22 protein-coding genes are annotated in these 23407 nt (G+C 61.8%); 15 read left to right on the top strand and 7 right to left on the bottom strand.

Features of this window, described 5'->3' with window-relative positions; all coding sequences use genetic code 11:
• The first annotated feature begins 149 nt into the window (after nucleotides 1-149).
• Entirely contained in the window at nucleotides 150-1466 is a 1317-nt protein-coding gene (locus tag J7E36_RS03905; RefSeq protein WP_215000083.1) for a bifunctional DedA family/phosphatase PAP2 family protein, read from the top strand.
• Between the two features lie 181 nt (nucleotides 1467-1647).
• On the opposite strand, the gene J7E36_RS03900 is transcribed toward J7E36_RS03905, so the two are convergent.
• Genes J7E36_RS03900 through J7E36_RS03890 form a run of 3 tightly spaced genes read right to left on the bottom strand, consistent with a single transcriptional unit; the run spans nucleotide 1648 to nucleotide 3327 of the window.
• The gene (locus J7E36_RS03900; protein WP_215000081.1) at nucleotides 1648-2238 is read right to left on the bottom strand and encodes an LON peptidase substrate-binding domain-containing protein; all 591 of its coding nucleotides are present in this window, start codon (nucleotides 2236-2238) and stop codon (nucleotides 1648-1650) included.
• Nucleotides 2239-2248: 10 nt separating this feature from the next.
• Nucleotides 2249-2965 (bottom strand): LrgB family protein, encoded by a 717-nt coding sequence (locus tag J7E36_RS03895; RefSeq protein ID WP_215000079.1) that lies wholly within the window; start codon nucleotides 2963-2965, stop codon nucleotides 2249-2251.
• On the bottom strand, nucleotides 2962-3327 hold the full coding sequence (locus tag J7E36_RS03890; protein ID WP_215000077.1) for a CidA/LrgA family protein: 366 nt from the start codon (nucleotides 3325-3327) through the stop codon (nucleotides 2962-2964). Before J7E36_RS03890 ends, J7E36_RS03895 begins: the two co-directional genes overlap by 4 nt.
• 192 nt (nucleotides 3328-3519) lie before the next feature.
• Between J7E36_RS03890 and J7E36_RS03885 the strand changes: the two genes are divergently transcribed.
• The 3 genes from J7E36_RS03885 to J7E36_RS03875 all read left to right on the top strand — a co-directional run bounded on the left by J7E36_RS03885 (nucleotide 3520) and on the right by J7E36_RS03875 (nucleotide 6465).
• On the top strand, nucleotides 3520-3975 hold the full coding sequence (locus J7E36_RS03885) for a MaoC family dehydratase (RefSeq protein ID WP_215000075.1): 456 nt from the start codon (nucleotides 3520-3522) through the stop codon (nucleotides 3973-3975).
• A gap of 102 nt (nucleotides 3976-4077) precedes the next feature.
• Entirely contained in the window at nucleotides 4078-5796 is a 1719-nt protein-coding gene (locus tag J7E36_RS03880; RefSeq protein WP_215000072.1) for a C13 family peptidase, read from the top strand.
• Nucleotides 5797-5823: 27 nt separating this feature from the next.
• Complete coding sequence (locus tag J7E36_RS03875) at nucleotides 5824-6465, top strand: oxidoreductase (RefSeq protein ID WP_215000070.1); 642 nt, start codon at nucleotides 5824-5826, stop codon at nucleotides 6463-6465.
• 147 nt (nucleotides 6466-6612) lie between these two features.
• Here J7E36_RS03875 and J7E36_RS03870 read toward each other — a convergent pair whose 3' ends face one another.
• The 4 genes from J7E36_RS03870 to J7E36_RS03855 form a co-directional block, all read right to left on the bottom strand.
• A complete protein-coding gene (locus J7E36_RS03870) occupies nucleotides 6613-6897 on the bottom strand; it encodes a YceK/YidQ family lipoprotein (protein WP_215000068.1) in 285 nt (94 codons plus the stop codon).
• On the bottom strand, nucleotides 6890-7522 hold the full coding sequence (gene ubiX, locus J7E36_RS03865) for a flavin prenyltransferase UbiX (RefSeq protein ID WP_215000066.1): 633 nt from the start codon (nucleotides 7520-7522) through the stop codon (nucleotides 6890-6892). The genes J7E36_RS03870 and ubiX overlap by 8 nt, the downstream gene beginning before the upstream one ends.
• Nucleotides 7519-8868 carry a UDP-N-acetylmuramate:L-alanyl-gamma-D-glutamyl-meso-diaminopimelate ligase gene (gene mpl, locus J7E36_RS03860; protein ID WP_215000064.1) on the bottom strand — a complete coding sequence of 450 codons (1350 nt, stop codon included), beginning with the start codon at nucleotides 8866-8868 and terminating at the stop codon, nucleotides 7519-7521. The genes ubiX and mpl overlap by 4 nt, the downstream gene beginning before the upstream one ends.
• Nucleotides 8869-9086: 218 nt before the next feature.
• Entirely contained in the window at nucleotides 9087-10997 is a 1911-nt protein-coding gene (locus tag J7E36_RS03855) for a sigma-54-dependent Fis family transcriptional regulator (RefSeq protein ID WP_215000062.1), read from the bottom strand.
• Nucleotides 10998-11368: 371 nt separating this feature from the next.
• On the opposite strand from J7E36_RS03855, the gene exaC reads away from it, so the two are divergent.
• The 11 genes from exaC to J7E36_RS03800 form a co-directional block, all read left to right on the top strand.
• Nucleotides 11369-12889 carry an acetaldehyde dehydrogenase ExaC gene (gene exaC, locus J7E36_RS03850; protein ID WP_215000060.1) on the top strand — a complete coding sequence of 507 codons (1521 nt, stop codon included), beginning with the start codon at nucleotides 11369-11371 and terminating at the stop codon, nucleotides 12887-12889.
• A gap of 242 nt (nucleotides 12890-13131) precedes the next feature.
• Entirely contained in the window at nucleotides 13132-14502 is a 1371-nt protein-coding gene (gene eat, locus J7E36_RS03845) for an ethanolamine permease (RefSeq protein ID WP_215000058.1), read from the top strand.
• A gap of 235 nt (nucleotides 14503-14737) precedes the next feature.
• Entirely contained in the window at nucleotides 14738-16132 is a 1395-nt protein-coding gene (locus J7E36_RS03840; RefSeq protein ID WP_215000056.1) for an ethanolamine ammonia-lyase subunit EutB, read from the top strand.
• A 27-nt stretch (nucleotides 16133-16159) separates the two neighbouring features.
• Nucleotides 16160-16984 carry an ethanolamine ammonia-lyase subunit EutC gene (eutC, locus tag J7E36_RS03835; protein WP_215000108.1) on the top strand — a complete coding sequence of 275 codons (825 nt, stop codon included), beginning with the start codon at nucleotides 16160-16162 and terminating at the stop codon, nucleotides 16982-16984.
• A gap of 106 nt (nucleotides 16985-17090) precedes the next feature.
• Nucleotides 17091-17552: a GNAT family N-acetyltransferase gene (locus J7E36_RS03830; RefSeq protein WP_215000054.1), complete on the top strand. Its 462-nt coding sequence runs from the start codon at nucleotides 17091-17093 to the stop codon at nucleotides 17550-17552.
• A 228-nt stretch (nucleotides 17553-17780) separates the two neighbouring features.
• Complete coding sequence (locus J7E36_RS03825) at nucleotides 17781-18428, top strand: DedA family protein (RefSeq protein WP_215000052.1); 648 nt, start codon at nucleotides 17781-17783, stop codon at nucleotides 18426-18428.
• A gap of 6 nt (nucleotides 18429-18434) precedes the next feature.
• Nucleotides 18435-19256 carry a zinc-dependent peptidase gene (locus J7E36_RS03820; protein WP_215000045.1) on the top strand — a complete coding sequence of 274 codons (822 nt, stop codon included), beginning with the start codon at nucleotides 18435-18437 and terminating at the stop codon, nucleotides 19254-19256.
• 102 nt (nucleotides 19257-19358) lie between these two features.
• Nucleotides 19359-19886, top strand: coding sequence for an inorganic diphosphatase (ppa, locus tag J7E36_RS03815; protein ID WP_003205933.1), 528 nt, complete (start codon nucleotides 19359-19361; stop codon nucleotides 19884-19886).
• Between the two features lie 196 nt (nucleotides 19887-20082).
• The gene (locus tag J7E36_RS03810) at nucleotides 20083-20814 is read left to right on the top strand and encodes a LexA family transcriptional regulator (RefSeq protein WP_215000042.1); all 732 of its coding nucleotides are present in this window, start codon (nucleotides 20083-20085) and stop codon (nucleotides 20812-20814) included.
• Between the two features lie 549 nt (nucleotides 20815-21363).
• Complete coding sequence (locus J7E36_RS03805; protein ID WP_215000040.1) at nucleotides 21364-21747, top strand: nucleotide pyrophosphohydrolase; 384 nt, start codon at nucleotides 21364-21366, stop codon at nucleotides 21745-21747.
• A 24-nt stretch (nucleotides 21748-21771) separates the two neighbouring features.
• On the top strand, nucleotides 21772-23407 hold a 1636-nt coding region (locus J7E36_RS03800), incomplete at its 3' end, for a DUF2075 domain-containing protein (RefSeq protein WP_215000038.1).

Here is a 23407-nt window from a genome sequence, read left to right as displayed (position 1 = left end):
CCCCCTGTGGGAGCGAGCCTGCTCGCGATGGCGTCTGTACATTCAACATGGACGGTGACTGACGCACCGCTATCGCGAGCAGGCTCGCTCCCACAGGGGGCAACAACGGCAGAGATGCAAGCCGATCAATCTTCTATGGAGTTGTACTTATGGGCCCATGGCTCGATAGCATCACCGGCTGGCTGAGCGCCAACCCGCAATGGCTGGCGGTGGCGGTGTTCATCGTCGCTTGCGTGGAGTGCCTGGCGATTGCCGGGTTGATCGTGCCGGGCACGGTGCTGTTGTTTGCGATTGCGGTATTGGCCGGCAGCGGCGCGTTGTCCCTGGGCGAGACCTTGCTGCTGGGCCTGCTCGGGGGCTTGCTGGGGGACCTGATTTCCTATTTCCTCGGCCGCCATTTTCACCAGAACATCCGGCGCCTGCCGGGGCTGCGGCAACATCCGGAATGGATGAACGCAGCAGAAAGCTACTTCCAGCGCTACGGCATCGCCAGCCTTTTGGTCGGGCGCTTTATCGGCCCGCTCAGGCCCATGCTGCCAATGGTCGCCGGGATGTGCGACATGCCGTTCCCGCGCTTTGCCGCCGTCAGCCTGCTGGCCGCATCAGGCTGGACCGTGGCGTACCTGCTGCCGGGCTGGGCCACCGGCGCGGCGTTCCGCCTGCCACTGCCCGAAGGTTTCTGGCCACAGGCCGGCATCGTCGTCGGCAGCATCGCGGTGATGATCGGGCTGAGCGTCAACAGCAGCATGCGCCGCCATCGCCAGGCCACGGCGGTGATCGCGGGCCTGGGCCTGGTGATCCTGATCGGCCTGTTCGTCGGGTTTCGCTACCTGACGGCGTTCGACCAGGGGCTGATGACGTTGGTCCAGGAGCATCGCAGCCCGATGCTGGACGAAATCGCCGTAACCTTCACGCTGATTGGCGAATTCCGTTTCATGCTGATCTTCAGCGCCCTGTTGACCGGGTTGCTGTTGCTGACGCGCCAATGGCGCCAAGCGATCTTTGCCGGCGGCACGATGCTGTTCACCGCCCTGGCCAATACCGGCCTCAAGCACTTCTTCGCCCGCGTGCGCCCGGAGATTCTCAGTGACCCACTGACCAGCTACAGCATGCCCAGCGGCCACGCCTCCGGCTCGTTCGCGCTGTTCCTGACCCTCGCGATCCTGGCCGGGCGCGGCCAACCACCCCGCCTGCGCCTGACCTGGCTACTGCTGGGCTGCCTGCCAGCACTGGCGATCAGCCTGTCGCGGGTCTACCTCGGCGCCCATTGGCCGAGCGACGTCATCGCCGGCGCCATGCTCGCCGCCTGCGTCTGCGCCGCGCTCCTCTGGCTGAGCCAACGCCAGACCTCACTACCGCCCATGCCGCCGAAAATCTGGTGGCTGATCCTGCCCGTGATGGTGGCAGCGTTCAGCTTCTTTGCCTTGAGGCATCTGCCCCACGGCATGCTGCGGTATGCCTATTGATGAACTTACAGACACTGACCCCTTCCCTGCGGGATTTGCGGCAAACGGCAATCACCTGAACGCCTGAAACCCTGTGGGAGCGAGCCTGCTCGCGATAGCAGTAGCACATGCACCATCGATGCAAGCTGACCCACCGCTATCGCGAGCAGGCTCGCTCCCACAGGGGGGTGAACTTGCCTGCTCAGGCGAACAATTCGCCCTGCAACTCATCGAGCAACGCCTGGATCGCATCCAAGCGCTGCTGCGGATCATCCAGTTGCAGCAGGTCGATCTTGTCCAGTTCATTGAACGGCAACAGGTACGCCAACTGGTTGGCCAGTGACTGCTGGCCGGTGGCCTCGGTGCCCATGTTCAAGGCTTCGACCATCGGGTGTTCGGCCAGGGCCTTGAGCAACGCCACCAGGTCGGCGTCCTCGTCCTGCAGCGGTTGCTCCGGCTCATCTTCCAACCACTCGACCTCGGCGACGGTCAGTTGGTCCGGCTGAACGCTGCTGTCGTGCACGATAAAACGCCGCCCGCCCTGCACGCGAATGCCCAGCAGGCCGTTGTCCTGCTGGGAAAAATCGGTGATCAGCGCCTCGCAGCCCACCCGCGCATAACCGTCCGGGGCGATGCCGACTTCCTCGCCATCAAGGATGCATACCACCCCGAACCCTTCGCCCTTCTTCATGCAGCGACCGATCATGTCGAGATAACGCGCCTCGAATATCTGCAAATCGAGGATGCAACCGGGGAACAGCACGGTGTTCAACGGGAAAAGCGGCAAGCTCATAACCAGTTCCTTAGACTGTCATCGACACGACCAGCGGCAGCAGCACTGCCGTGGCCACGCCCATCAGACTCATCGCCAGCGCCGCAAAGGCGCCGGTTTCCTCACTTTCCTGCAACGCCACCGACGTGCCCACCGCATGGGCCGCCAAGCCAAGGGCCATGCCCCGGGCCTCAGGGCTGTGGACACCCAGCCGGTTCAGAATGCTCGGGCCAAGGATCGCCCCGAGCACGCCGGTGATCAAGACGAACACCGCCGCCATCGCCGCCACGCCGCCGATCTGTTCGGCCACGAGCATGGCTATCGGCGAGGTCACGGATTTGGGCGCCATGGTCATCAGGATCATGTGCTCGGCGCCAAACGCCCAGCCCAGCAGCACCGCCGAGCCCGTGGCAACCACCCCGGCTATCACCAGCGTAGTAAAAATCGGCCAGAACAGTTGCCGGATCCGCCGCAGATTCAGGTACAACGGCACCGCCAGGGCGACCGTGGCCGGGCCCAGCAGGATGCTGAGGATCTCGGTGCTCTTGCGGTATTCGGCGTAGCTGATGCCGCAACCGACCAGTACGCCGATCAGCAGCACCATCGACATCAGCACCGGTTGCAGGAACACCCAGCGGGTTTTCTCGAACGCCGCCAGCACCAGTTGATAAGCGCCCAGGGTGATGCCGATGCCAAACAGCGGATGGTGGATCACCGCGCTCCAGGCGCCTTGCCAGTCGGGGATCATTCAGCCTCCTGCGCCGCAGCGGCATGGCGGCGGGCCAGGCGCTGCATCAGCAGACCGGTCAACGCCACGGACAAAATCAGCGACAAGGTCAGCGCCCCGACGATGGCCCAGAAATCGGCAGCGATGGCTTTGGCATAGACCATCACCCCCACCGCCGGCGGTACCAGCAGCAATGGCAGGTAGCGCAACAGGCTGCCGGCCGCCAGGTTCAACGGCTCGCTGACCTCGCCGCGAATGATCAGATAGCCCAGCAACAGCAGCAGGCCCACGATGGGCCCGGGCAACACCGGCAGGACCAAGTGATTGATCGCCGTGCCGAGCAATTGGAACAGCACCAGCCAGGTCAGGCCCCGTAGCAACATCCGCTCTCTCCCCTGCAATACGTACCCATTGAATGCGCCGGCATTATAAGCATGCCGACGCTATGGGTCGGCATTCGTAAAAAGCATGGTCGGTGACCTTACTGGCGCGTCATGTTGATCTACAGTGATTCCCGGGGGCGCAGGCCGCCGCTCCAAAACAAGACAACACCGATGAACCCAAGGAGAGTCTCAATGCCCTATGTTCCCGTTGCAGCGTTCAAAGATTATGTCGGCAAGGAACTTGGACGTTCCGAATGGCTTACCATCGACCAGGACCGCATCAACCTGTTCGCCGAAGCCACTGGCGATTTTCAGTTCATCCACGTCGACCCGGTCAAGGCCGCGCAAACCCCGTTCGGCAGCACCATCGCCCACGGTTTCCTGTCGTTGTCGCTGATGCCCAAGCTGATGGAAGACATCCTGATCCTGCCCGAAGGCGTGAAGATGGTCGTCAACTACGGGCTGGACAGCGTGCGTTTCATCCAGCCGGTGAAGGTGGATTCCAAGGTCCGGCTCAAGGTCGAGCTGGTGGACGCGATCGAGAAAAAGCCCGGCCAATGGCTGCTCAAGGCCACCGCCACGCTGGAAATCGAGGGCTCGGAAAAACCCGCCTACATCGCCGAACCCCTGTCGCTCTGCTTCGTGTAACCCTTCGCGGTCGCGAAACCGCTCATGCTGTTTCGCATCGCTTCTCTATATCCAGAGGGTACAGCTGCGGCATACTCGTGGCCTGATGACCTGGATCCCGCTATGCGCTTACTCGCTCCCCTCACCCTGACCCTGTTGCTCACTGCCTGCGGCGACGGCGAATCGCTGCTGCCGCCCGACGCGCGCCTGCCCGACGGCGGACGCTATCGCGGCGACTTGGTGGACGGCTTTCTGCAAGGCCAGGGCCGCATCGACTACCCCAATGGCAGCTGGTACGCCGGGCAGTTCCACAAGGGCCTGTGGCAAGGCACCGGGGAATGGCACGGCAGCAACGGCGAGGTCTATCGCGGCCAGTTCCAGCAGGGCCTGTTCCACGGCCAGGGCAGCCTGACCACGCCGACCAGCAGCTACACCGGCGGTTTCAAGCAGGGTCGGCGCGACGGCGAAGGGACGCTGAAGGAAAACGGCATGACCTACCGCGGCGAATTCAAGGCCGACCAGTATTCGGGCCTCGGGCGCCTGGAACTCGAAGACGGCAGCCAGTACCAGGGCCCCTTCGCCAACGGCAAGCCCAACGGTGAAGGCCAGCGCTTCGATGCCGCCGGCAACCAGTTCACCGGGCACTTCGTCGATGGCCAACTCCAGGGCAAGGGCACCTTCAACAGCGCCGACGGCGACGTCTACGTGGGCGGCTTCAGGAACAACCAGCTCAACGGTCGCGGTCGCTACGAAAACGCCGACGGCGACGTCTGGATCGGCCAGTTCAAGGACGGTGCGCTGACCGGCAAGGGCGAACTGATCGGTGCCGACGGCAGCCATTATCTCGGGCAATTCAATGAGTGGCGCTTCACCGGCCAGGGCCGCTTGAACCTGCCCGACGGCAGTTTCTACGTCGGCCAGTTCGACAGCGACAGCTATCACGGGCGCGGCACCCTGGTGCTCACCGACGGCACAGTGCAAAGCGGCACCTGGGCCAACGGCCAGCGAGTGCGCGACGCTGACGGCCGGCTATTGCCGGACGTGCTTGAAACCGGCCTGCTGGCCCAGGGCCGCCTGCTGGACGATGCCCTCGCCAATATCCCCGCCTCCACGCCGGCGGTGGAGCTGTACAGCCTGACCCTGGGCGGCGATGGCAAGCAAAGCGTGTTCCTGCGTGAATCCGATTACGTCGCCAACATGCTCGCCAGCCGGTTCGGCGCGTTCGGGCAGATCCGCCTGGTGAACCACCGCGACCACCTCGGCGACCGGCCGATGGCCAGCCGCGAAAGCCTGCGCCGCGCCGCCGCCACCCTGGCCGAACGCAGCGGCCCGGAAGACCTGATCTTCATCTACCTGACCAGCCACGGCACCAGCGAGCATGAACTGGTGCTCGACCAGCCGCGCATGGAACTGGCCGACCTGCCCGCCGACGAACTGGCGGTGGTCCTGGCGCCGCTGAAGAACCGCGACAAGATCGTGGTGATCTCGGCCTGCTACTCCGGCGGTTTCATCCCGGCGCTCAAGGACGAACGCACCCTGGTGATGACTGCATCACGGGCCGACCGGGTGTCCTTCGGCTGCTCCGAGGAAGCCAACTTCACCTATTTCGGCGATGCCCTGTTCGCCCAGGCGCTGAACCAGACCGACGATCTGGAGCAAGCCTTCAAGAAGGCCCGCGCCATCGTTGCCGAGCGCGAGCAGGCGGACAATTTCGAGGCCTCCGAACCGCAGATCTGGGCGCCAAGGACGGTCCTGTCCCACTGGCAGCTGCTGCGCAAACAACAGGCGCGAAAAGCGTTGCAAAGTGCTGCATTGAACGACGGGGCCATAAAGAGCAACTAAGCTGAACCGTATCAAGGGGGAAACACTATGTACCTGACGCCTCAGCATGTTTTGCTCGCCGGCGCGACCGGGCTGACCGGGGAACACCTACTGGACCGGCTGCTCAACGAGCCGACCATCAGCCGGGTCCTGGCACCCTCTCGCCGGCCATTGGCCGAGCATCAGCGCCTGGAAAACCCGGTTGGGGAACCGGCCGACGTGTTGCCACGCCTCAGCGGCCAGGTCGATATCGCCTTTTGCTGCCTCGGCACGACCATCAAGATCGCCGGATCCGAACAAGCCTTTCGCGCCGTGGACCTGGACCTGGTCGTGGCCTTCGCCAAGCGCGCGCGGGAACTGGGCGCACGGCACCTGGTGGTGATCAGCGCGCTGGGGGCCGACGCCAAGTCGTCGATCTTCTACAACCGGGTCAAGGGCGAAATGGAAGCCGCCCTCAAGGCCCAGGACTGGCCGCAGCTGACCATTTGCCGGCCCTCCCTGCTGCTGGGCGACCGCGTCGAACCGCGCCTGGCCGAGCAGCTGGCCGGGCCGCTGTCGAAGCTGATCCCGGGCAAATACCACGGCATCGAAGCCTGCCAACTGGCCCGCGCCATGTGGCGCCTGGCGCTGGAAGAACAGGATGGGGTGCGGGTGGTGGAGTCGGATGAGTTGCGTAAGTTGGGTAAGTAAGTCTGTATCGCCTGGCCGGACGCCATCGCGAGCAGGCTCGCTCCCACAGTGGATCGGGTTTCTTCAGCAGGCATGCGCTCGACTGTGGGAGCGAGCCTGCTCGCGATGGGGCCACCCCATTCCCAGCAGACACAGCTGCGGCAATGTTTACATGCCGCCCGTCGCCTGAAAACCCACCCCCATCGCCGTAAACAACGACAACGGCAACAACAAGGTATCGAGCAGCGCACTGCCCGGCAGGTCAACGCCAGGGTAGCTCGGGGCCTCGGCGCCGAAGCGGTCCTTGGCGCAGCAACCGCCATTGAGGGCATAGAGATCCAGGCGCGTGCCTGCATACACCACCGGTGCACCGGGCTTCGCGGCGTCTAGGGTGCGGGCGGTGGCGCAGCCGGTCAGTTGCAACGCCAGTACCATCAGCAGGACCTTATTCATCGCTGCTCAGATGATGCTCGCCCCAGCGCGGCAGCATGTCCTGGGGAATGTTCAGCAGGTTGAGAATCCGCGCCACCACAAAGTCGATCAGGTCGTCGATGGTCTGCGGTTGGTGATAGAAGCCCGGCGAGGCCGGCAGGATGGTCACGCCCATGTTCGACAACTTGAGCATGTGCTCCAGATGAATGCTCGAATACGGCGCTTCCCGCGGCACCAGGATCAACTGGCGGCGCTCCTTGAGCGTCACGTCCGCAGCCCGCTCGATCAGGTTGTTGCAGGCCCCGGTGGCAATCGCCGACAGCGTCCCGGTGGAACACGGCACCACCACCATGGCGGCCGGCGCGCCGGAGCCCGAGGCCACCGGCGACATCCAGTCTTCCTTGCCGTACACGCGAATCTGCCCCGCCGCCGCACCGGTGTATTCGGTGAGGAACGCCTGCATCATCTGGGTCTTGGGCGGCAGGGTGACGTCGGTCTCGGTGGCCATCACCAGTTGTGCCGCTTTCGAGATGAGGAAATGCACCTCGCGGTCTTCGCGCACCAGGCAATCGAGCAGCCGCAAGCCGTACTGGGCGCCGGAAGCACCGGTCATCGCCAGCGTGATGCGTTCGGGGCCACTGTTCATTGCAGTGCCTCGGCCAGTTTGCCGTGCAGGCCGCCGAAGCCGCCGTTGCTCATGATCACCACGTGGGTGCCGGGCTGGGCCTGGCTTTTCACGCGCTCGATGATGCCTTCCAACGAATCGCTGACAATCGACGGCACGCTGCACAGCGCGGCGGTGGCGCCCAGGTCCCAGCCGAGGTTGGCCGGTGCGTACCAGATCACCTGGTCGGCATCGGCCACGCTTTCCGGCAGGCCATCGCGGTGGGCGCCGAGTTTCATGGAGTTGGAGCGCGGTTCAATGATGGCAATCAACGGCGCGTCGCCGATGCGCTTGCGCAAACCGTCGAGGGTGGTGGCGATGGCGGTGGGGTGATGGGCGAAGTCGTCATAAATGGTGATGCCGCGCACCTCGGCGACTTTTTCCATACGGCGCTTGACGCTCTTGAACGCGCTCAACGCGGCGATGCCCATGGACGGCACCACGCCGACATGACGGGCCGCCGCCAGGGTCGCCAGGGCATTGGCGACGTTGTGCTGGCCGGTCATGTCCCACTCCACCACACCCTGAGACACACCTTCGAACATCACTTCGAACTGCGAACCGTCGTCCTTGAGCAACTTCACTTGCCACTGCCCGCCGGCGCCGGTGGTCTGCACCGGAGTCCAGCAGCCCATTTCGATCACACGCTGCAGCGCCGGTTCGGTGGTCGGATGGATCACCAGGCCTTCGCTCGGAATGGTTCGCACCAAGTGGTGAAATTGCCGCTCGATGGCCGGAAGATCGGGGAAGATGTCGGCATGATCGAACTCAAGGTTATTGAGAATCGCTGTGCGCGGACCGTAGTGGACGAATTTCGAGCGTTTGTCGAAGAACGCACTGTCGTATTCGTCGGCCTCGATCACGAAGAACGGTGTACCGCCCAGGCGCGCCGACACCGAGAAGTTCTGCGGCACGCCGCCGATCAGGAAGCCCGGGCTCATGCCCGCGTGCTCCAACACCCAGGCGAGCATGCTGCTGGTGGTGGTCTTGCCGTGAGTACCGGCCACGGCCAGGACCCAACGGCCCCGCAACACATGATCGGCCAGCCACTGCGGCCCGGACACATACGGCAAACCCTTGTTGAGCACGTACTCCACCGCCGGATTGCCCCGGGACATGGCGTTGCCGATGACCACCAGGTCCGGCGCCGGGTCCAGCTGCGCCGGGTCATAGCCCTGAGTCAGTTCAATGCCCTGGGCTTCCAGCTGCGTGCTCATCGGCGGATAGACGTTGGCGTCGGAACCAGTCACGTGATGGCCCAGCTCCTTGGCCAAGACCGCCATCGAACCCATGAAAGTGCCGCAAATACCGAGAATATGGATGTGCATAGTCGACCTCGTAAAACATGGCCGCAGGTTAGCGTAGGGAGGGGGAAATCGCACCTGGTCTTTCGACTTCACACCACAACCCTGTGGGAGCGGGCTTGCTCGCGATAGCGGTGGGTCAGCTGACAACTATTTTGAATGTGTTGCCGTCATCGCGAGCAGGCTCGCTCCCACAAGGGGCTATTTCTTCAGGGATGCTCCGGTGTAAGCAAGCGCTGTGCTCAGCGCGCAATGGCGTGCTTGCGCAGCTTTCGGTAGAGGGTATTGCGGCTGATGCCCAGTTGTTCGGCGGTGTGGGTCATGTGCCAGCGCGTCTGCTCCAGCGCGTTGAGCAAGGCCAGCCGTTCAGCATCCTCCAGCGGATGTTCGGTTGCAGGTGCTGGTTCCACCTGAGGCCGCGCCTGGCGAATCATGGCCGGCAAGTCCTCCACGCCAATCCGCCCGCCATCGCACAGCGCGACGAGGGTACGCAGCACGTTGCGCAGTTGCCGCACGTTGCCTGGCCAATCGAACGCCAGCAACGCCTGACGCGCCGGCTCGTCGAGGGTGATCGCCTCGGCACCACTCTCTTCGGCCAGCAGAAAATCCAGCAACTGCGACTTGTCGCTGCGTTCACGCAACGCCGGCAAAGGGATTTCCAGGCCGTTGAGCCGGTAGTACAGATCCTCGCGAAAGCTGCCGTCCTGCACCCGTTCGAACAATTGCCGGTGGGTGGCGCTGATGATGCGCACGTTCACCGCTTCGGGCTCGCCACCGATCGGCACCACCTGGCGATCCTCCAGTACCCGCAGCAACCGGGTCTGCAAGGCCAGGGGCATGTCGCCGATTTCATCGAGGAACAACGTACCGCCGTCCGCCTGTTGCAGCTTGCCGCGCATGCCTTCCTTGCGCGCGCCGGTGAAGCTGCCGCCGCGATAGCCGAACAGCTCGCTCTCGATCAGGCTCTCCGGAATGGCCGCGCAGTTGAGGGCGACGAAATTCTTCCCGGCGCGCTGGCTGGCGTGGTGCACGGCCTTGGCGAAGGCCTCCTTGCCGGAGCCGGTCTCGCCGTTGATCAATAAAGGTACGTCGCGCTCGAAGACCCGCAGCGCCTTGCGAAAATGCTCCTGCAACAGCGCATCCCCCAGGCAGATCCCCGGCAAGCGCGCAGGCTCGACGACCTTGGGCGCCGGGGCGAGTGGCACCGGGATGCTGCGCGGCTGACCACGCAATACCGCGAACAGAGGCCGCCCGTCGCGGGTGCGCAACGGCCAGCTGGCGCTGGCATGGGCACTGGCGCGGCCCAGCAGGTCGTCCAGCGAACAATCGAAAAAGGCTTCCACCGGCTGGCCCAGCAGGCTACCGCGAATGTGCCCGAGCAGATTCAACGCGCTCTGGTTGACGGCGCTGATCCGCCCTTCGCCGTCGAACGCCAGCAGCCCTTCGCTGAACAAGCCCACGGACTCGGCCTGCAAATGAAAGCGCAGTAGCCACTGATTGTCGAAGCAGCGCAGGAAATAGCAGCTCTCGATCATCTTCGCCGAGAGATTGACCAGCGCCATGGTGTGGAATTGGCTCTGGCGCGACACGTCCGGCCGCGCCGAGGACACGTCGAGTACCGCCAGCAGCTCGCCCTGGGGGTCGAAGACCGGGCTGGCCGAGCAGGTCAGGCCGGTGTGACGCCCGCGAAAATGTTCTTCCTGGTGAATGGTCAGCGCCTGGCGCTCCACCAGGCAGGTGCCGATGCCATTGGTGCCTTCACAGGCCTCGCTCCAGTCGGCACCGAGCCAGAGGCCGGCCCGCTCGAAAATCCTGCGCTCGCTGGGGGCGGTGACGCAGTTGAGGATCACGCCCCGGGCGTCGGTCAGCAACACCGCGTGGCCGGCACCGGGGGAGAGCTGTTGATGCAGGCTGGTCATTTCATTGCCGGCAATGTGCAACACCTGTTGCAGACGCTCGCGGCTTTCCAGCACCCGGCCATGCTCAAGCACCGTCGGCGCGAGGTTCTGGGACGGATCGAGGTGATAGTCCTCGAGGCAGCGCAGCCAGGAACGGGCAATCGACGGATCGCTACCGGGCCCCTGCAAATGGGCCTTGCCCTGGGTGACCGTGAGGACCTGCTGGGCGTGGCGACTCAGGTGGTTGCTGTGCATTTCTTATTATTCTCCCCGAAGGTTATAGCCTCATTGGAGCGACTTTCGAACACTTGTCCCAGGCAAAGGATTATCGCTCCATCTACACAACTACTTGGCATCCCATAGATTGCCCCAGCATCCTCCAGCAACCCGCGCTTTGCAATGCTGGCGCGACCCGCCAGTCAGCCGCTGTCTCAGCCATGGCACAAAGTGTCACCCACCCTGTATCGCAATCGTCACGCGCCCCCTCCGCCTGTCCGGTGATCTACGCCTAAAGTGTTGATTTAAGGGCCCTGCAAGGCGATGGCCCGACCTTTGCTCTAGGCTTTGATACCAGCGCGTACCTGCGCGGCTCCCTAATAAGCACAAAAAGCCAAGGAGATCTCATCATGCGTTACGCTCACCCCGGTACTGAAGGCGCTATCGTTTCGTTCAAGAGCAAATACGGTAACTACATCGGCGGCGAGTTCGTCGCGCCTGTCAAAGGTCAGTACTTCACCAACACCTCGCCGGTCAACGGCCAGCCCATCGCCGAATTCCCGCGCTCCACGGCCGAAGACATCGACAAGGCCCTGGACGCCGCCCACGCCGCCGCCGATGCCTGGGGCGCCACGTCGGTCCAGGCCCGTTCGCTGATCCTGCTGAAAATCGCCGATCGCATCGAACAGAACCTCGAAACCCTGGCGATCACCGAATCCTGGGACAACGGCAAGGCCGTGCGCGAAACCCTCAACGCCGACATTCCCCTGGCCGCCGACCACTTCCGCTACTTCGCCGGCTGCCTGCGGGCCCAGGAAGGCAGCGCCGCCGAAATCGACGGCAACACCGTGGCCTATCACATCCATGAGCCGCTGGGCGTGGTCGGGCAGATCATCCCGTGGAACTTCCCGCTACTGATGGCCGCCTGGAAACTCGCCCCGGCCCTGGCTGCCGGCAACTGCGTGGTGCTCAAGCCCGCCGAGCAAACCCCACTGGGCATTTGCGTGCTCATGGAATTGATCGGCGACCTGCTGCCGCCCGGCGTGCTGAACGTGGTGCAAGGCTTCGGCAAAGAAGCCGGTGAAGCCCTGGCGACCAGCAAGCGCATCGCCAAGATCGCCTTTACCGGTTCGACCCCAGTCGGCTCGCACATCATGAAATGCGCCGCCGAAAACATCATCCCGTCCACCGTGGAACTGGGCGGCAAGTCGCCGAACATCTTCTTCGAAGACATCATGCAGGCCGAGCCGAGCTTCATCGAAAAAGCCGCCGAAGGCCTGGTGCTGGCGTTCTTCAACCAGGGCGAAGTCTGCACCTGCCCGTCCCGCGCCCTGGTGCAGGAGTCGATCTACGACGAATTCATGCAAGTGGTGATGAAGAAGATCGAGCAGATCAAACGCGGCGACCCGCTGGACACCGACACCATGGTCGGCGCCCAGGCGTCCGAGCAGCAGTTCGACAAGATCCTTTCGTACCTGGAAATCGCCAAGGGTGAAGGTGCGCAGCTGCTGACCGGCGGCCAGGTGGAAAAACTCGAAGGCAACCTCGCCAGCGGTTATTACATCCAGCCGACGTTGCTCAAGGGCAACAACAAGATGCGCGTGTTCCAGGAAGAAATCTTCGGCCCGGTGGTGAGCATCACCACCTTCAAGGATGAAGCCGAAGCCCTGGCGATCGCCAACGACACCGAGTTCGGCCTCGGCGCCGGCCTCTGGACCCGCGACATCAACCGCGCCTACCGCATGGGCCGGGCAATCAAGGCCGGTCGCGTCTGGACCAACTGCTACCACCTGTACCCGGCGCACGCGGCGTTCGGTGGCTACAAGAAGTCTGGCGTGGGTCGGGAAACCCACAAGATGATGCTCGACCACTACCAGCAGACCAAGAACCTGCTGGTGAGCTACGACATCAACCCGCTGGGCTTTTTCTAACCCCGGAGCGGATCGTTCCCACGCTCTGCGTGGGAATGCAGCCCGGGACGCTCCGCGTTCCCCTGAAGCCGAACGCGGAGCGTCCATTGAGGCAATCCTACGCGGAGCGTGGGAACGATCGACAAGAAGTCCTCCACCCAAACCACAGCATCAATGCCCTGTCGCTGGCATGAGCCTTGCGTATCCGCTCCACACACACCCGAAAGTCCAACCGATCAAACAATAAAAAACAGAGAGGACTTATGACTTCTACCACCCAACTCAAACCCACACTCGGCACCCTGCATTTATGGGGCATTGCCGTCGGCCTGGTGATTTCCGGCGAGTACTTCGGCTGGAGCTATGGCTGGGGCACCGCAGGGACCCTGGGTTTCCTCGTCACCGCGCTGATGGTCGCGCTGATGTACACCTGCTTCATCTTCAGTTTCACCGAACTGACCACCGCCATCCCCCACGCCGGCGGGCCATTCGCCTACAGCCGACGGGCGTTTGGTGAGAAAGGCGGCTTGATCGCCGGAATCGCCACGCTGATCGAATTCGTCTTTGCCCCCCCGGCCATCGCTATGGCCATCGGCGCCTACCTCAATGTGCAATTTCCGGAACTCGATCCCAAGATCGCGGCAGTCGGCGCCTACTTCGTGTTCATGACCCTGAACATCCTCGGCGTCAGCATCGCCGCGGCGTTCGAGCTGGTGGTCACCGTGCTGGCGGTCGCCGAACTGCTGGTGTTCATGGGCGTGGTCGCACCGGGTTTCAGCTTCAGCAACTTCGTACTCAACGGCTGGTCGGGTTCCAATGAGTTCACCCTCGCCTCGATCCCGGGCATTTTCGCGGCGATCCCCTTCGCGATCTGGTTCTTCCTCGCCATCGAAGGCGCGGCTATGGCCGCCGAAGAAGCCAAGGACCCGAAACGCACCATCCCCCGTGCGTATGTCAGCGGCATCCTGACCCTGGTGTTCCTGGCCATCGGCGTGATGATCATGGCCGGCGGCGTGGGCGACTGGCGCCAACTGTCGAACATCAACGACCCGCTGCCCCAGGCGATGAAAGCCGTGGTCGGCAACAATTCGAGCTGGATGCACATGCTGGTGTGGATCGGCCTGTTCGGCCTGGTGGCGAGTTTCCACGGGATCATCCTCGGCTACTCGCGGCAGTTCTTCGCCCTGGCCCGCGCCGGTTACCTGCCCCGGGGCCTGGCGAAACTGTCGCGTTTCCAGACCCCGCACCGGGCGATCCTGGCCGGCGGCGTGATCGGCATCGCGGCGATCTACAGCGACGGCCTGGTGAACCTGCAAGGCATGACCCTGACGGCGGCGATGATCACCATGTCGGTGTTCGGCGCCATCGTGATGTACATCATCAGCATGCTCAGCCTGTTCCGGCTGCGTAAGGTCGAACCGAACCTGGAACGCACCTTCCGCGCGCCGGGCTACCCGATCGTGCCAGGCATCGCGCTGTTCCTGGCGGTGGTCTGCCTGGTGGCGATGGCCTGGTTCAACACGGTGATCGGCCTGGTGTTCCTCGGTTTCATGATTGTCGGCTACCTGTACTTCCAACTGACCGCCAAGCAGCGCTCCGATGCGCCGGCGGACGCTATGCTCACAGGTGTCTGAGTTGCACCGGTGCCGGGCTTGGGTGCCCGGTGCCTGCGTTATAGCAGTGCACGCAGGGCCCTGTGGGGGGTTCTATTGGACCCCAAACACCCCCTGTGGGAGCGAGCCTGCTCGCGATAGCGGTATATCAGTCGGCTAATGTGTTACTGACCCGCCGCTATCGCGAGCAGGCTCGCTCCCACAGGGATTCGGGTGGCATGTTGAGTTATTTACAGAACCAGGAGGACACCGCCCCATGGCCGCATTCGCCCATTCCGTCGGCGCCCAGACCTACCGCTTCGACAGCCTCAAAGACCTGATGGCCAAGGCCAGCCCGGCGCGCTCCGGGGACTTCCTCGCCGGTGTCGCCGCGCTCAACGATGGCGAGCGGGTGGCCGCGCAAATGGCCCTGGCCGACGTGCCCCTCAGCCATTTCCTGCAAGAGATGCTGATTCCTTACGAGGCCGACGAAGTCACCCGACTGATCGTCGACACCCACGACAAACACGCCTTCGCCGTCGTCAGCCACCTTACCGTCGGCGGCTTTCGCGACTGGCTGCTCAGCGACGCCGCCGACGAGCAGAGCTTGCGTGCCCTGGCCCCAGGCCTGACCCCGGAAATGGTCGCCGCCGTGTCGAAAATCATGCGCGTGCAAGACCTGGTGCTGGTGGCGCAGAAAATCCGCGTAGTGACCAAGTTCCGTGGCACCCTCGGCCTGCGCGGGCGCCTGTCCACGCGCCTGCAACCCAACCACCCCACCGACGAACCGGCGGGGATCGCCGCGAGCATCCTCGACGGCCTGCTCTACGGCAACGGCGACGCCATGATCGGCATCAACCCGGCCACCGACAGCACGGCCTCGATCTGCGCCATGCTGGAAATGCTCGACGCCATCATCCAGCGCTACGACATCCCGACCCAGGGCTGCGTGCTGACCCACGTCACCACCTCCATCGAAGCGGCCAACCGCGGCGTACCGCTGGACCTGGTGTTCCAGTCCATCGCCGGCACCGAAGCGGCCAACGCCAGTTTCGGCATCAACCTCAACGTATTGAAAGAAGGCTACGACGCCGGGCTCAGCCTCAATCGCGGCACCCTCGGCAACAACCTGATGTATTTCGAAACCGGCCAAGGCAGCGCCCTGTCGGCCAACGCCCACCACGGCGTGGATCAACAGACCTGCGAGACCCGGGCCTACGCCGTGGCACGCCATTTCAACCCGTTCCTGGTGAACACGGTTGTAGGATTCATCGGCCCGGAGTACCTGTACAACGGCAAGCAGATCATCCGCGCCGGCCTCGAAGACCACTTCTGCGGCAAGTTGCTGGGCGTGCCGATGGGCTGCGACATCTGCTACACCAACCACGCCGAAGCCGACCAGGACGACATGGACACCCTGCTGACCCTGCTGGGCGTGGCCGGGATCAACTTCATCATGGGCATCCCCGGCTCCGACGACATCATGCTCAACTACCAGACCACCTCGTTCCACGACGCCCTCTACGCCCGCCAGACCCTGGGCCTGAAACCGGCGCCGGAATTCGAGCAATGGCTGGCGAACATGGGCATCTTCACCCAGGCCGACGGCCGGGTGCGGTTCGGCGACAACCTGCCACCGGCGTTTCGTCACGCCCTGGCTCACCTTGGATAAGGCGCATTTGGGATGAGTGATCTGCCGATGGACAAACAACCTGTCGACCCGCAAAACCCCTGGCTCGAACTGCGTCGCCTGACCCCGGCGCGCATCGCTTTGGGCCGCACCGGCACCAGCCTGCCGACCCAGGCGCAGCTGGACTTCCAGTACGCCCATGCCCAGGCGCGGGATGCGGTGCACTTAGCCTTCGACCACGCGGGCATTCGCGCACAACTGACCGAGCGCGGCCGCGAGAGCCTGCTGCTCCACAGCGCCGCCAGCGACCGCAACAGTTACCTGCAGCGCCCGGACCTGGGGCGGCGTCTGGATGAAGCCTCGGCCCAGGCACTGGACGATTACGCCGCCGCCCATCCCGCTGGCATGGACTTGGCCATCGTGGTCGCCGACGGCCTGTCGGCGCTGGCCGTGCATCGCCATACCCTGCCGTTTCTGGCGCGGCTGGAAGAACAGATCGCCGCGGATGGCTGGTCGGTTTCGCCCGTGATCCTGGTGGAACAAGGCCGGGTCGCGGTGGCCGATGAAGTGGCCGAACGGCTCGGTGCAAAAATGTCGGTGATCCTGATCGGCGAACGCCCCGGCCTCAGTTCGCCCGACAGCCTGGGACTCTATTTCACCTACAACCCCAAGGTCGGCCTGACCGACGCCTATCGCAACTGCATCTCCAACGTCCGACTCGAAGGCCTGAGCTACGGCATGGCGGCCCATCGCCTGGTCTACCTGATGCGCGAGGCCTGTCGCAGACAGCTCTCGGGGGTCAACCTGAAGGACGAAGCCCAGGTTCACACTCTAGAGTCGGAAAACGGTGCCGATATGAAAGGTAATTTCCTACTGATGCCGCCCCGAAACTGATCCGTATAGCCAATTGCGTTTTTGATCCGCTTTCAGGCAGCATCAAAGCACGGCAGAGCGCCGTTGTTGTCAGACGCCATGTCGACCATTGTGAACGAGACCTGCCATGCGGATTATTCAAGCGACCCTGGAACACCTGGACCTGCTGACCCCATTGTTCGTCAAATACCGGGAATTCTATGGCTCGCTGCCATACCCGGATTCGTCCCGGGCCTTCCTCGAAAAGCGCCTGCGCCGCAAGGAATCGGTCATCTACCTGGCCTTGCCCGATGACGACGACAGCAAACTGCTGGGCTTCTGCCAGCTCTACCCGAGCTTCTCGTCACTGTCCCTCAAGCGCGTGTGGATCCTCAACGACATCTACGTCGCCGAAGACGCCCGCCGCCAACTGGTGGCCGACCACCTGATCCGCACCGCAAAGAAAATGGCCAAGGAAACCAACGCCGTGCGCATGCGCGTCTCCACCAGCAGCAACAACGAAGTGGCGCAGAAAACCTACGAGTCCATCGGCTTCAAGGAAGACACCGAATTCAAAAACTACGTGCTGCCGATCAGCGACGATCTCTGACCGCTACCCTGATCGTTCCCACGCTCCCGCGTGGGAATGCCGCCAGGGACGCTCCGCGTCCCGCTTCCTGGACACTCCCTATTTCGAAATCCCCAGCAACAAACTCAACACGCCCATCACATTCCAGCCCGTATAATCCCGACTTTCCCGGCTTGTAAGCAAAAGCTACACACTCTCAAATCAGCCCCCACGCCTGCCCCCATCAGGCCGTCACCACAGGTGTATTGCATGGATTTCAATCCCCTCGACCTCATCCTGCATCTCGACGTTTACCTCGACATGCTGGTGACCAACTACGGCACGTGGGTCTACGCCATCCTGTTCCTGGTGATCTTCTGCGAAACCGGCCTGGTGGTGATGCCCTTCCTGCCAGGGGATTCCCTGCTGTTCATCGCCGGCGCAGTGGCCGCCGGTGGCGCCATGGACCCACTCCTGCTGGCCGGCCTGCTGATGCTGGCGGCGATCCTCGGCGACAGCACCAACTACCTCATCGGCCGCACCGCCGGCGAAAAACTGTTCAGCAACCCCAACTCGAAAATCTTCCGCCGCGACTACCTGCAGCAAACCCATGACTTCTACGACAAGCACGGCGGCAAAACCGTGACCCTGGCGCGCTTCCTGCCGATCATCCGCACCTTCGCGCCCTTCGTCGCCGGCGTCGGGAAAATGCACTATGTGCGCTTCCTGGGCTTCAGCGTCCTCGGCACCGTCCTGTGGGTCGGCGGCCTGGTGACCCTCGGCTACTTCTTCGGCAACGTGCCGTTCATCAAGCAAAACCTGTCGCTGCTGGTGGTGGGCATCATCCTGCTGTCGCTGCTGCCGATGATCATCAGCCTGGTCCGCAGCAAAATGGGCCAGCGCGCCTCGAAAGCCTGATCGCCCATGTGGTCCCTCAGCGCCTGGCGCCGCCAACGCACTCTCGCCCGGCACCCCGTGGCCGAGGACACCTGGCAACGGGTGCGCCAGCACTTGAGCTTCCTCGACGGCATCAGCGCCGCCGAGGACCAGTGGCTGCGCGAAGCCTGCGTACTGTTCCTGCAGGACAAACACCTGACCGCCCTGCCCGGCGTCGAACTGCACCAGGAACAACGCCTGCTGCTCGCCGCCCAGGCCCAACTGCCGCTGATGCACCTGGGCGAGCTGAATTGGTACCAGGGCTTCCACGAAATCGTGCTCTACCCCGACGACTTCCTCAGCCCCCAGCGCTACCGCGACGCCAGCGGCATCGAACACGAATGGGACGGCGAACACAGTGGCGAAGCCTGGCCACAAGGGCCGATCATCCTCGCCTGGGACGGCGTGCTCGCCAGCGGTGGCTGGGACGGCTACAACCTGGTGATCCACGAACTGGCGCACAAACTCGACATGCTCAACGGCGACGCCAACGGCCTGCCGCCACTGCACGCCGGCATGCGGGTCAGCGACTGGGCCGAGGCCATGCAACAGGCCTACGACGATCTCAATCGCCAACTGGACCAGAACCCGGACGCCGACACCGTCATCGACCCCTACGCGGCGGAAAACCCGGCGGAGTTCTTCGCCGTCACCAGCGAATACTTCTTCAGCGCCCCGGACCTGCTGCACCAGGCCTATCCCCGGGTCTACGACCAGCTCAAGGCGTTCTACCGCCAGGATCCGTTCGCCCGGCTGCGGCAACTTCAGGCCGAGGATCCGGTCTATCAGGCGTCATACCAAAGTCTGTAAGACCCTGGATACGTGGCATCAGCGGCCGAATATGCCTATAATCGCCGCCACTTTTTGGTCAATCCGACCAGTCATTTCGTCAACTAACGGGGGCACCGCCCAATGAGCTACAGCAAGATTCCGGCTGGCAAAGACCTGCCGAACGACATCTACGTCGCGATCGAAATCCCGGCCAACCACGCCCCGATCAAATACGAAATCGACAAAGACAGCGATTGCCTGTTCGTTGACCGTTTCATGGCCACCCCGATGTTCTACCCGGCCAACTACGGTTACATCCCCAACACCCTGGCCGACGACGGTGACCCCCTCGACGTGCTGGTCGTGACCCCTTACCCGGTTGCCCCAGGCTCGGTCATCCGCGCCCGTCCGGTCGGCATCCTGAACATGACCGACGACGGCGGCGGCGATGCCAAAGTCATCGCAGTGCCACACGACAAACTGTCGCAACTGTACGTGGACGTGAAGGAATACACCGACCTGCCACCGCTGCTGATCCAGCAGATCGAGCACTTCTTCGCGAACTACAAAGATCTCGAAAAAGGCAAATGGGTCAAGATCGAAGGCTGGGCCGGTGCAGACGCCGCCCGCGAAGCCATCACCAAATCGGTTGCCGCCTACAAAGGCTGAGACTGAATATGTGGAAGAACCCCGGTTTGCACCGGGGTTTTTTTATGCCTTAATAACGCTTAATACATCCAAGTATTAATAACGTTTAACTGCGTTTACCCAGCTCCTTTCAATTCCTGCAAACGGAAAGATTGTCTTATAAATCTGAACGACATGTTTATTGCCGAAAACACCGTCGCCCCTAAACTTTCCGTTTATGAAAATCATCTCCAGTGGCGACCGCTTCAGAGCCCTTCTCAAAGAAGCCCATATCCGTTCCGCCGACTTCGCGAAGTTATACGGCGTGAAATCCCAACACGTGAACAACTGGTTCAACCGTGGCATCCCGCCTGGGCGCATCCACGCCATCGCCGGCCTGCTGACCGTCAGCCCGCAATGGCTCGCCACCGGCGAAGGCCCGCAAACCCCACTGGGCCTGGGCCCCGGCACCACCTATGAAGCCGCCGAAATCCAGGGCGTCTACAGCGTGGTGGAAGCCCAGGACATCGACCTGCCCCTCTACACCGAAGCCCCCATCAGCCCGGGCAGCCACAAAACCCACATCATCGAAGTCCCCGACCAAACCGTCCGCCTGCCCCGCAGCCACCTCGAATCCCTGGAAATAAACCCCAGCGACGCCATCTGCATCACCATGGTCGGCGACAGCATGGCCGAACGCATCGAAGACGGCTCCATCCTCGCCATCGACCGCGGCCTCACCCAAGTCATCGACGGCCAGATCTACGCCCTCGAACACGACGGCATGCTGCGCATCAAATACCTTCACCGAATCCCCGGCAACCGCCTGCGCCTACGCAGCCACAACAGCGCCGCCTACCCCGACGAAGTCTTCAGCGCCGAACAGATCGACGCGCAAAATATCCGGGTACTGGGCTGGGTGTTCTGGTGGTCCACGCTTAACAAGCAGAGGCCGCAGGTGTTTGATTGAGCCTTGCACAGGAAACCTGCAGCAGGAGGACTGTGACCGAACTTTTGTGGCGAGGGGATTTATCCGCGCTGGGCTGCGAAGCAGCCCTGCTCTTCCTCTCAACCCTAACCCAATGATTCAACACAACTTCCACTGGGATTTTGCCCAAAACCCACGTATCCTCCGCCCCACATTTGCGAGCCCACGCCTCGCACCGACAAGGCAGATCACTTTCTGACCAAGTCCCACAGCCGGCCGCAAGAGCCGGGTGTACGTTTTGAAGGCTGGTAAGGTTTGTCAAAAACGAGCTGAATCAGTCAACGGGGAGCCGGCCATAAGCCGGCTTTTTAATGTCTGAAATAACCCTACCGCCAATATTCGCTGAGCGCCGAGTGAGCAGACGCAAGCATTCTCTGCCCGGCGTTGCGTCAAACGATCGGTGCTAACCCGTTGTCGAACGACACCTCTGTGAAAAGCGTACGCCTCCAAGAGAAAACTCTTACAATCCATCTCTAAATTTCGGACGCGGCTGTTCGGTCGCGGTCCTGTTGCTGAACAAGAGGTAGGCCTGTGGGCAAGGCAAATAGCACTTCTGGACAACTAGTCGACGTCGAGAATCTTTCAGCGTCGCTTCAGCGTTTTGCTGATGACCGTAATTGGCAGCAGTTCCACTCACCTAAAAACCTCTTGCTGGCGCTTACAGGCGAGGTGGGTGAGCTTTGCGAAGTTTTCCAATGGATGAGCGATGCCGACTCAATGGCTGCGGCCAAGCAACCCTCGACCGCCCAAGCCGTAAAGGACGAACTGGCTGACGTATTCATGTACCTGGTTCGCTTAAGCAGTGTGCTCGGGGTCGATCTCAACGAGGCGGTTTCAAACAAGCTTGCTCTGAACGGCCAGAAGTACCCCGCCGACAAAGCCAAAAATACCAGCAAGAAGTACGACCAACTCTGACACTCAGTGCTCTAAGGATCTTCTGTGATCGTTTACGCTGCGACCAAACAGCAATTTCTCAAAGACAACGATAACGACGACATTGAGGAAGTGATCCTCAGACACTTCAAAGAGGCCACTGGTAAGAGGGTAGGTGCGTCAGAAATCAGGTCATGGCAGGGCTCCCTGACCTACATGGCAAAAGTACTCCGAGACGATGAGCTACCCAATGATGCCGGCTTGGCCATTGAGTTGCATATTCCACAGTCCTCGAAACGTATCGACTTTCTACTTACTGGTCGCGACGAAAACCAAGCAAAAAAAGCCGTATTGATCGAGTTGAAGCAATGGAGCAAGGCAAGCGCAACCAGCAAGGATGCAATTGTCAAAACGTCCTTGGGTGGTGGTCTCGTTGAAACCATTCACCCGTCCTACCAAGTCTGGTCATACGCAGCGCTATTGGAAGGTTTTAACGAAGCGGTTTATGACAAAAGCATCGAAATTCGTCCCTGTGCCTATCTCCATAATTACGTCAGCGACGGTGTCATCAACTCTACTCACTACGAAGCCCATACCAGCAAAGCACCGCTGTTCCTCAAAGGGCCCGAAGAGCTCACAAAGCTGCGGAGCTTTCTAAAAAAACACATCGCACACGGTGACAATAAAGAAGTCCTTTACGAACTTTCTGAAGGAAAGATTCGTCCGTCCAAAGCGCTAGCCGAAGCGCTTACTGGGCTCATGAAAGGCAAACCAGAGTTCGTCTTGATTGACGACCAGAAAGAAATCTTCGAATCGGCACTCGTTGCTGCAACTGAAGCTTCCATAGCTGCGCCCAAGGTTCTGATCATCGAGGGCGGCCCTGGAACCGGCAAAACTGTCTTAGCGATTAATTTGCTGGTGAGACTCACCGGGCTGAAGCTATTGAGCAAATACGTCTCAAAAAATGCCGCGCCTCGTAAGGTGTACGAGAGCAAACTGGTCGGTACTGTCAAACGTAGCCATTTTTCCAATTTCTTTTCTGGTTCGGGAGCGTTTATCGAAACTGAGCCTAATTCCTTCGACGCGCTAATTGTCGACGAAGCTCACAGGTTGAATGAGAAAAGTGGTCTTTACGGAAACCTGGGCGAGAATCAAATCAAGGAACTGATCCACTCGGCGAAATGCTCCATCTTCTTCATTGATGAAGACCAACGTGTGACCTTGAGCGACATTGGTAGCAAGCAAGCTATCCGCACCTTTGCCAAAGCCAAAGGCGCGACCGTGGAAGAATATACGTTGTCATCTCAGTTTCGTTGCAGCGGTTCAGATGGTTATCTGGCTTGGCTGGATGACGTTTTGGCTATTCGGACGACCGCTAACCCGCTGCTCGATACGGGCGAGTACGAATTCAAAGTGTTCAGCTCTCCTCAGGCGATGCACGCGGCCATTGCGCAAAAAAATCACGCAAACAAAGCTCGCGTCGTCGCGGGTTATTGCTGGCCTTGGCTAAGCAAAAAAGACCCCAGGGCATCTGATATCGTGATCGGCGACGACTATGCACGCCAATGGAATCTGGACCAGGACGGTAGCTTGTGGATCATCGCGGAAAACTCCATTGAACAAGTCGGTTGCATTCACACCTGCCAAGGTCTGGAAGTGGATTACATAGGCGTGATCATCGCCCCCGGTGTCAGGATAGTTG

Source organism: Pseudomonas fluorescens (assembly GCF_018614775.1).
Lineage (GTDB): Bacteria > Pseudomonadota > Gammaproteobacteria > Pseudomonadales > Pseudomonadaceae > Aquipseudomonas > Aquipseudomonas fluorescens_BY.
The sequence above is the reverse complement of the archived record's forward strand: the minus strand, read 5'-3'. Positions and strand labels throughout refer to the sequence as shown.

Bases quoted from the DNA above. Each gene is read 5' to 3' on its own strand.
- J7E36_RS03905 (WP_215000083.1), top strand. From the start codon at position 150: ATGGGCCCATGGCTCGATAGCATCACCGGCTGGCTGAGCGCCAACCCG.
- J7E36_RS03900 (WP_215000081.1), bottom strand. From the start codon at position 2,238: ATGAGCTTGCCGCTTTTCCCGTTGAACACCGTGCTGTTCCCCGGTTGC.
- J7E36_RS03895 (WP_215000079.1), bottom strand. From the start codon at position 2,965: ATGATCCCCGACTGGCAAGGCGCCTGGAGCGCGGTGATCCACCATCCG.
- J7E36_RS03890 (WP_215000077.1), bottom strand. From the start codon at position 3,327: ATGTTGCTACGGGGCCTGACCTGGCTGGTGCTGTTCCAATTGCTCGGC.
- J7E36_RS03885 (WP_215000075.1), top strand. From the start codon at position 3,520: ATGCCCTATGTTCCCGTTGCAGCGTTCAAAGATTATGTCGGCAAGGAA.
- J7E36_RS03880 (WP_215000072.1), top strand. From the start codon at position 4,078: ATGCGCTTACTCGCTCCCCTCACCCTGACCCTGTTGCTCACTGCCTGC.
- J7E36_RS03875 (WP_215000070.1), top strand. From the start codon at position 5,824: ATGTACCTGACGCCTCAGCATGTTTTGCTCGCCGGCGCGACCGGGCTG.
- J7E36_RS03870 (WP_215000068.1), bottom strand. From the start codon at position 6,897: ATGAATAAGGTCCTGCTGATGGTACTGGCGTTGCAACTGACCGGCTGC.
- ubiX (WP_215000066.1), bottom strand. From the start codon at position 7,522: ATGAACAGTGGCCCCGAACGCATCACGCTGGCGATGACCGGTGCTTCC.
- mpl (WP_215000064.1), bottom strand. From the start codon at position 8,868: ATGCACATCCATATTCTCGGTATTTGCGGCACTTTCATGGGTTCGATG.
- J7E36_RS03855 (WP_215000062.1), bottom strand. From the start codon at position 10,997: ATGCACAGCAACCACCTGAGTCGCCACGCCCAGCAGGTCCTCACGGTC.
- exaC (WP_215000060.1), top strand. From the start codon at position 11,369: ATGCGTTACGCTCACCCCGGTACTGAAGGCGCTATCGTTTCGTTCAAG.
- eat (WP_215000058.1), top strand. From the start codon at position 13,132: ATGACTTCTACCACCCAACTCAAACCCACACTCGGCACCCTGCATTTA.
- J7E36_RS03840 (WP_215000056.1), top strand. From the start codon at position 14,738: ATGGCCGCATTCGCCCATTCCGTCGGCGCCCAGACCTACCGCTTCGAC.
- eutC (WP_215000108.1), top strand. From the start codon at position 16,160: ATGGACAAACAACCTGTCGACCCGCAAAACCCCTGGCTCGAACTGCGT.
- J7E36_RS03830 (WP_215000054.1), top strand. From the start codon at position 17,091: ATGCGGATTATTCAAGCGACCCTGGAACACCTGGACCTGCTGACCCCA.
- J7E36_RS03825 (WP_215000052.1), top strand. From the start codon at position 17,781: ATGGATTTCAATCCCCTCGACCTCATCCTGCATCTCGACGTTTACCTC.
- J7E36_RS03820 (WP_215000045.1), top strand. From the start codon at position 18,435: ATGTGGTCCCTCAGCGCCTGGCGCCGCCAACGCACTCTCGCCCGGCAC.
- ppa (WP_003205933.1), top strand. From the start codon at position 19,359: ATGAGCTACAGCAAGATTCCGGCTGGCAAAGACCTGCCGAACGACATC.
- J7E36_RS03810 (WP_215000042.1), top strand. From the start codon at position 20,083: ATGAAAATCATCTCCAGTGGCGACCGCTTCAGAGCCCTTCTCAAAGAA.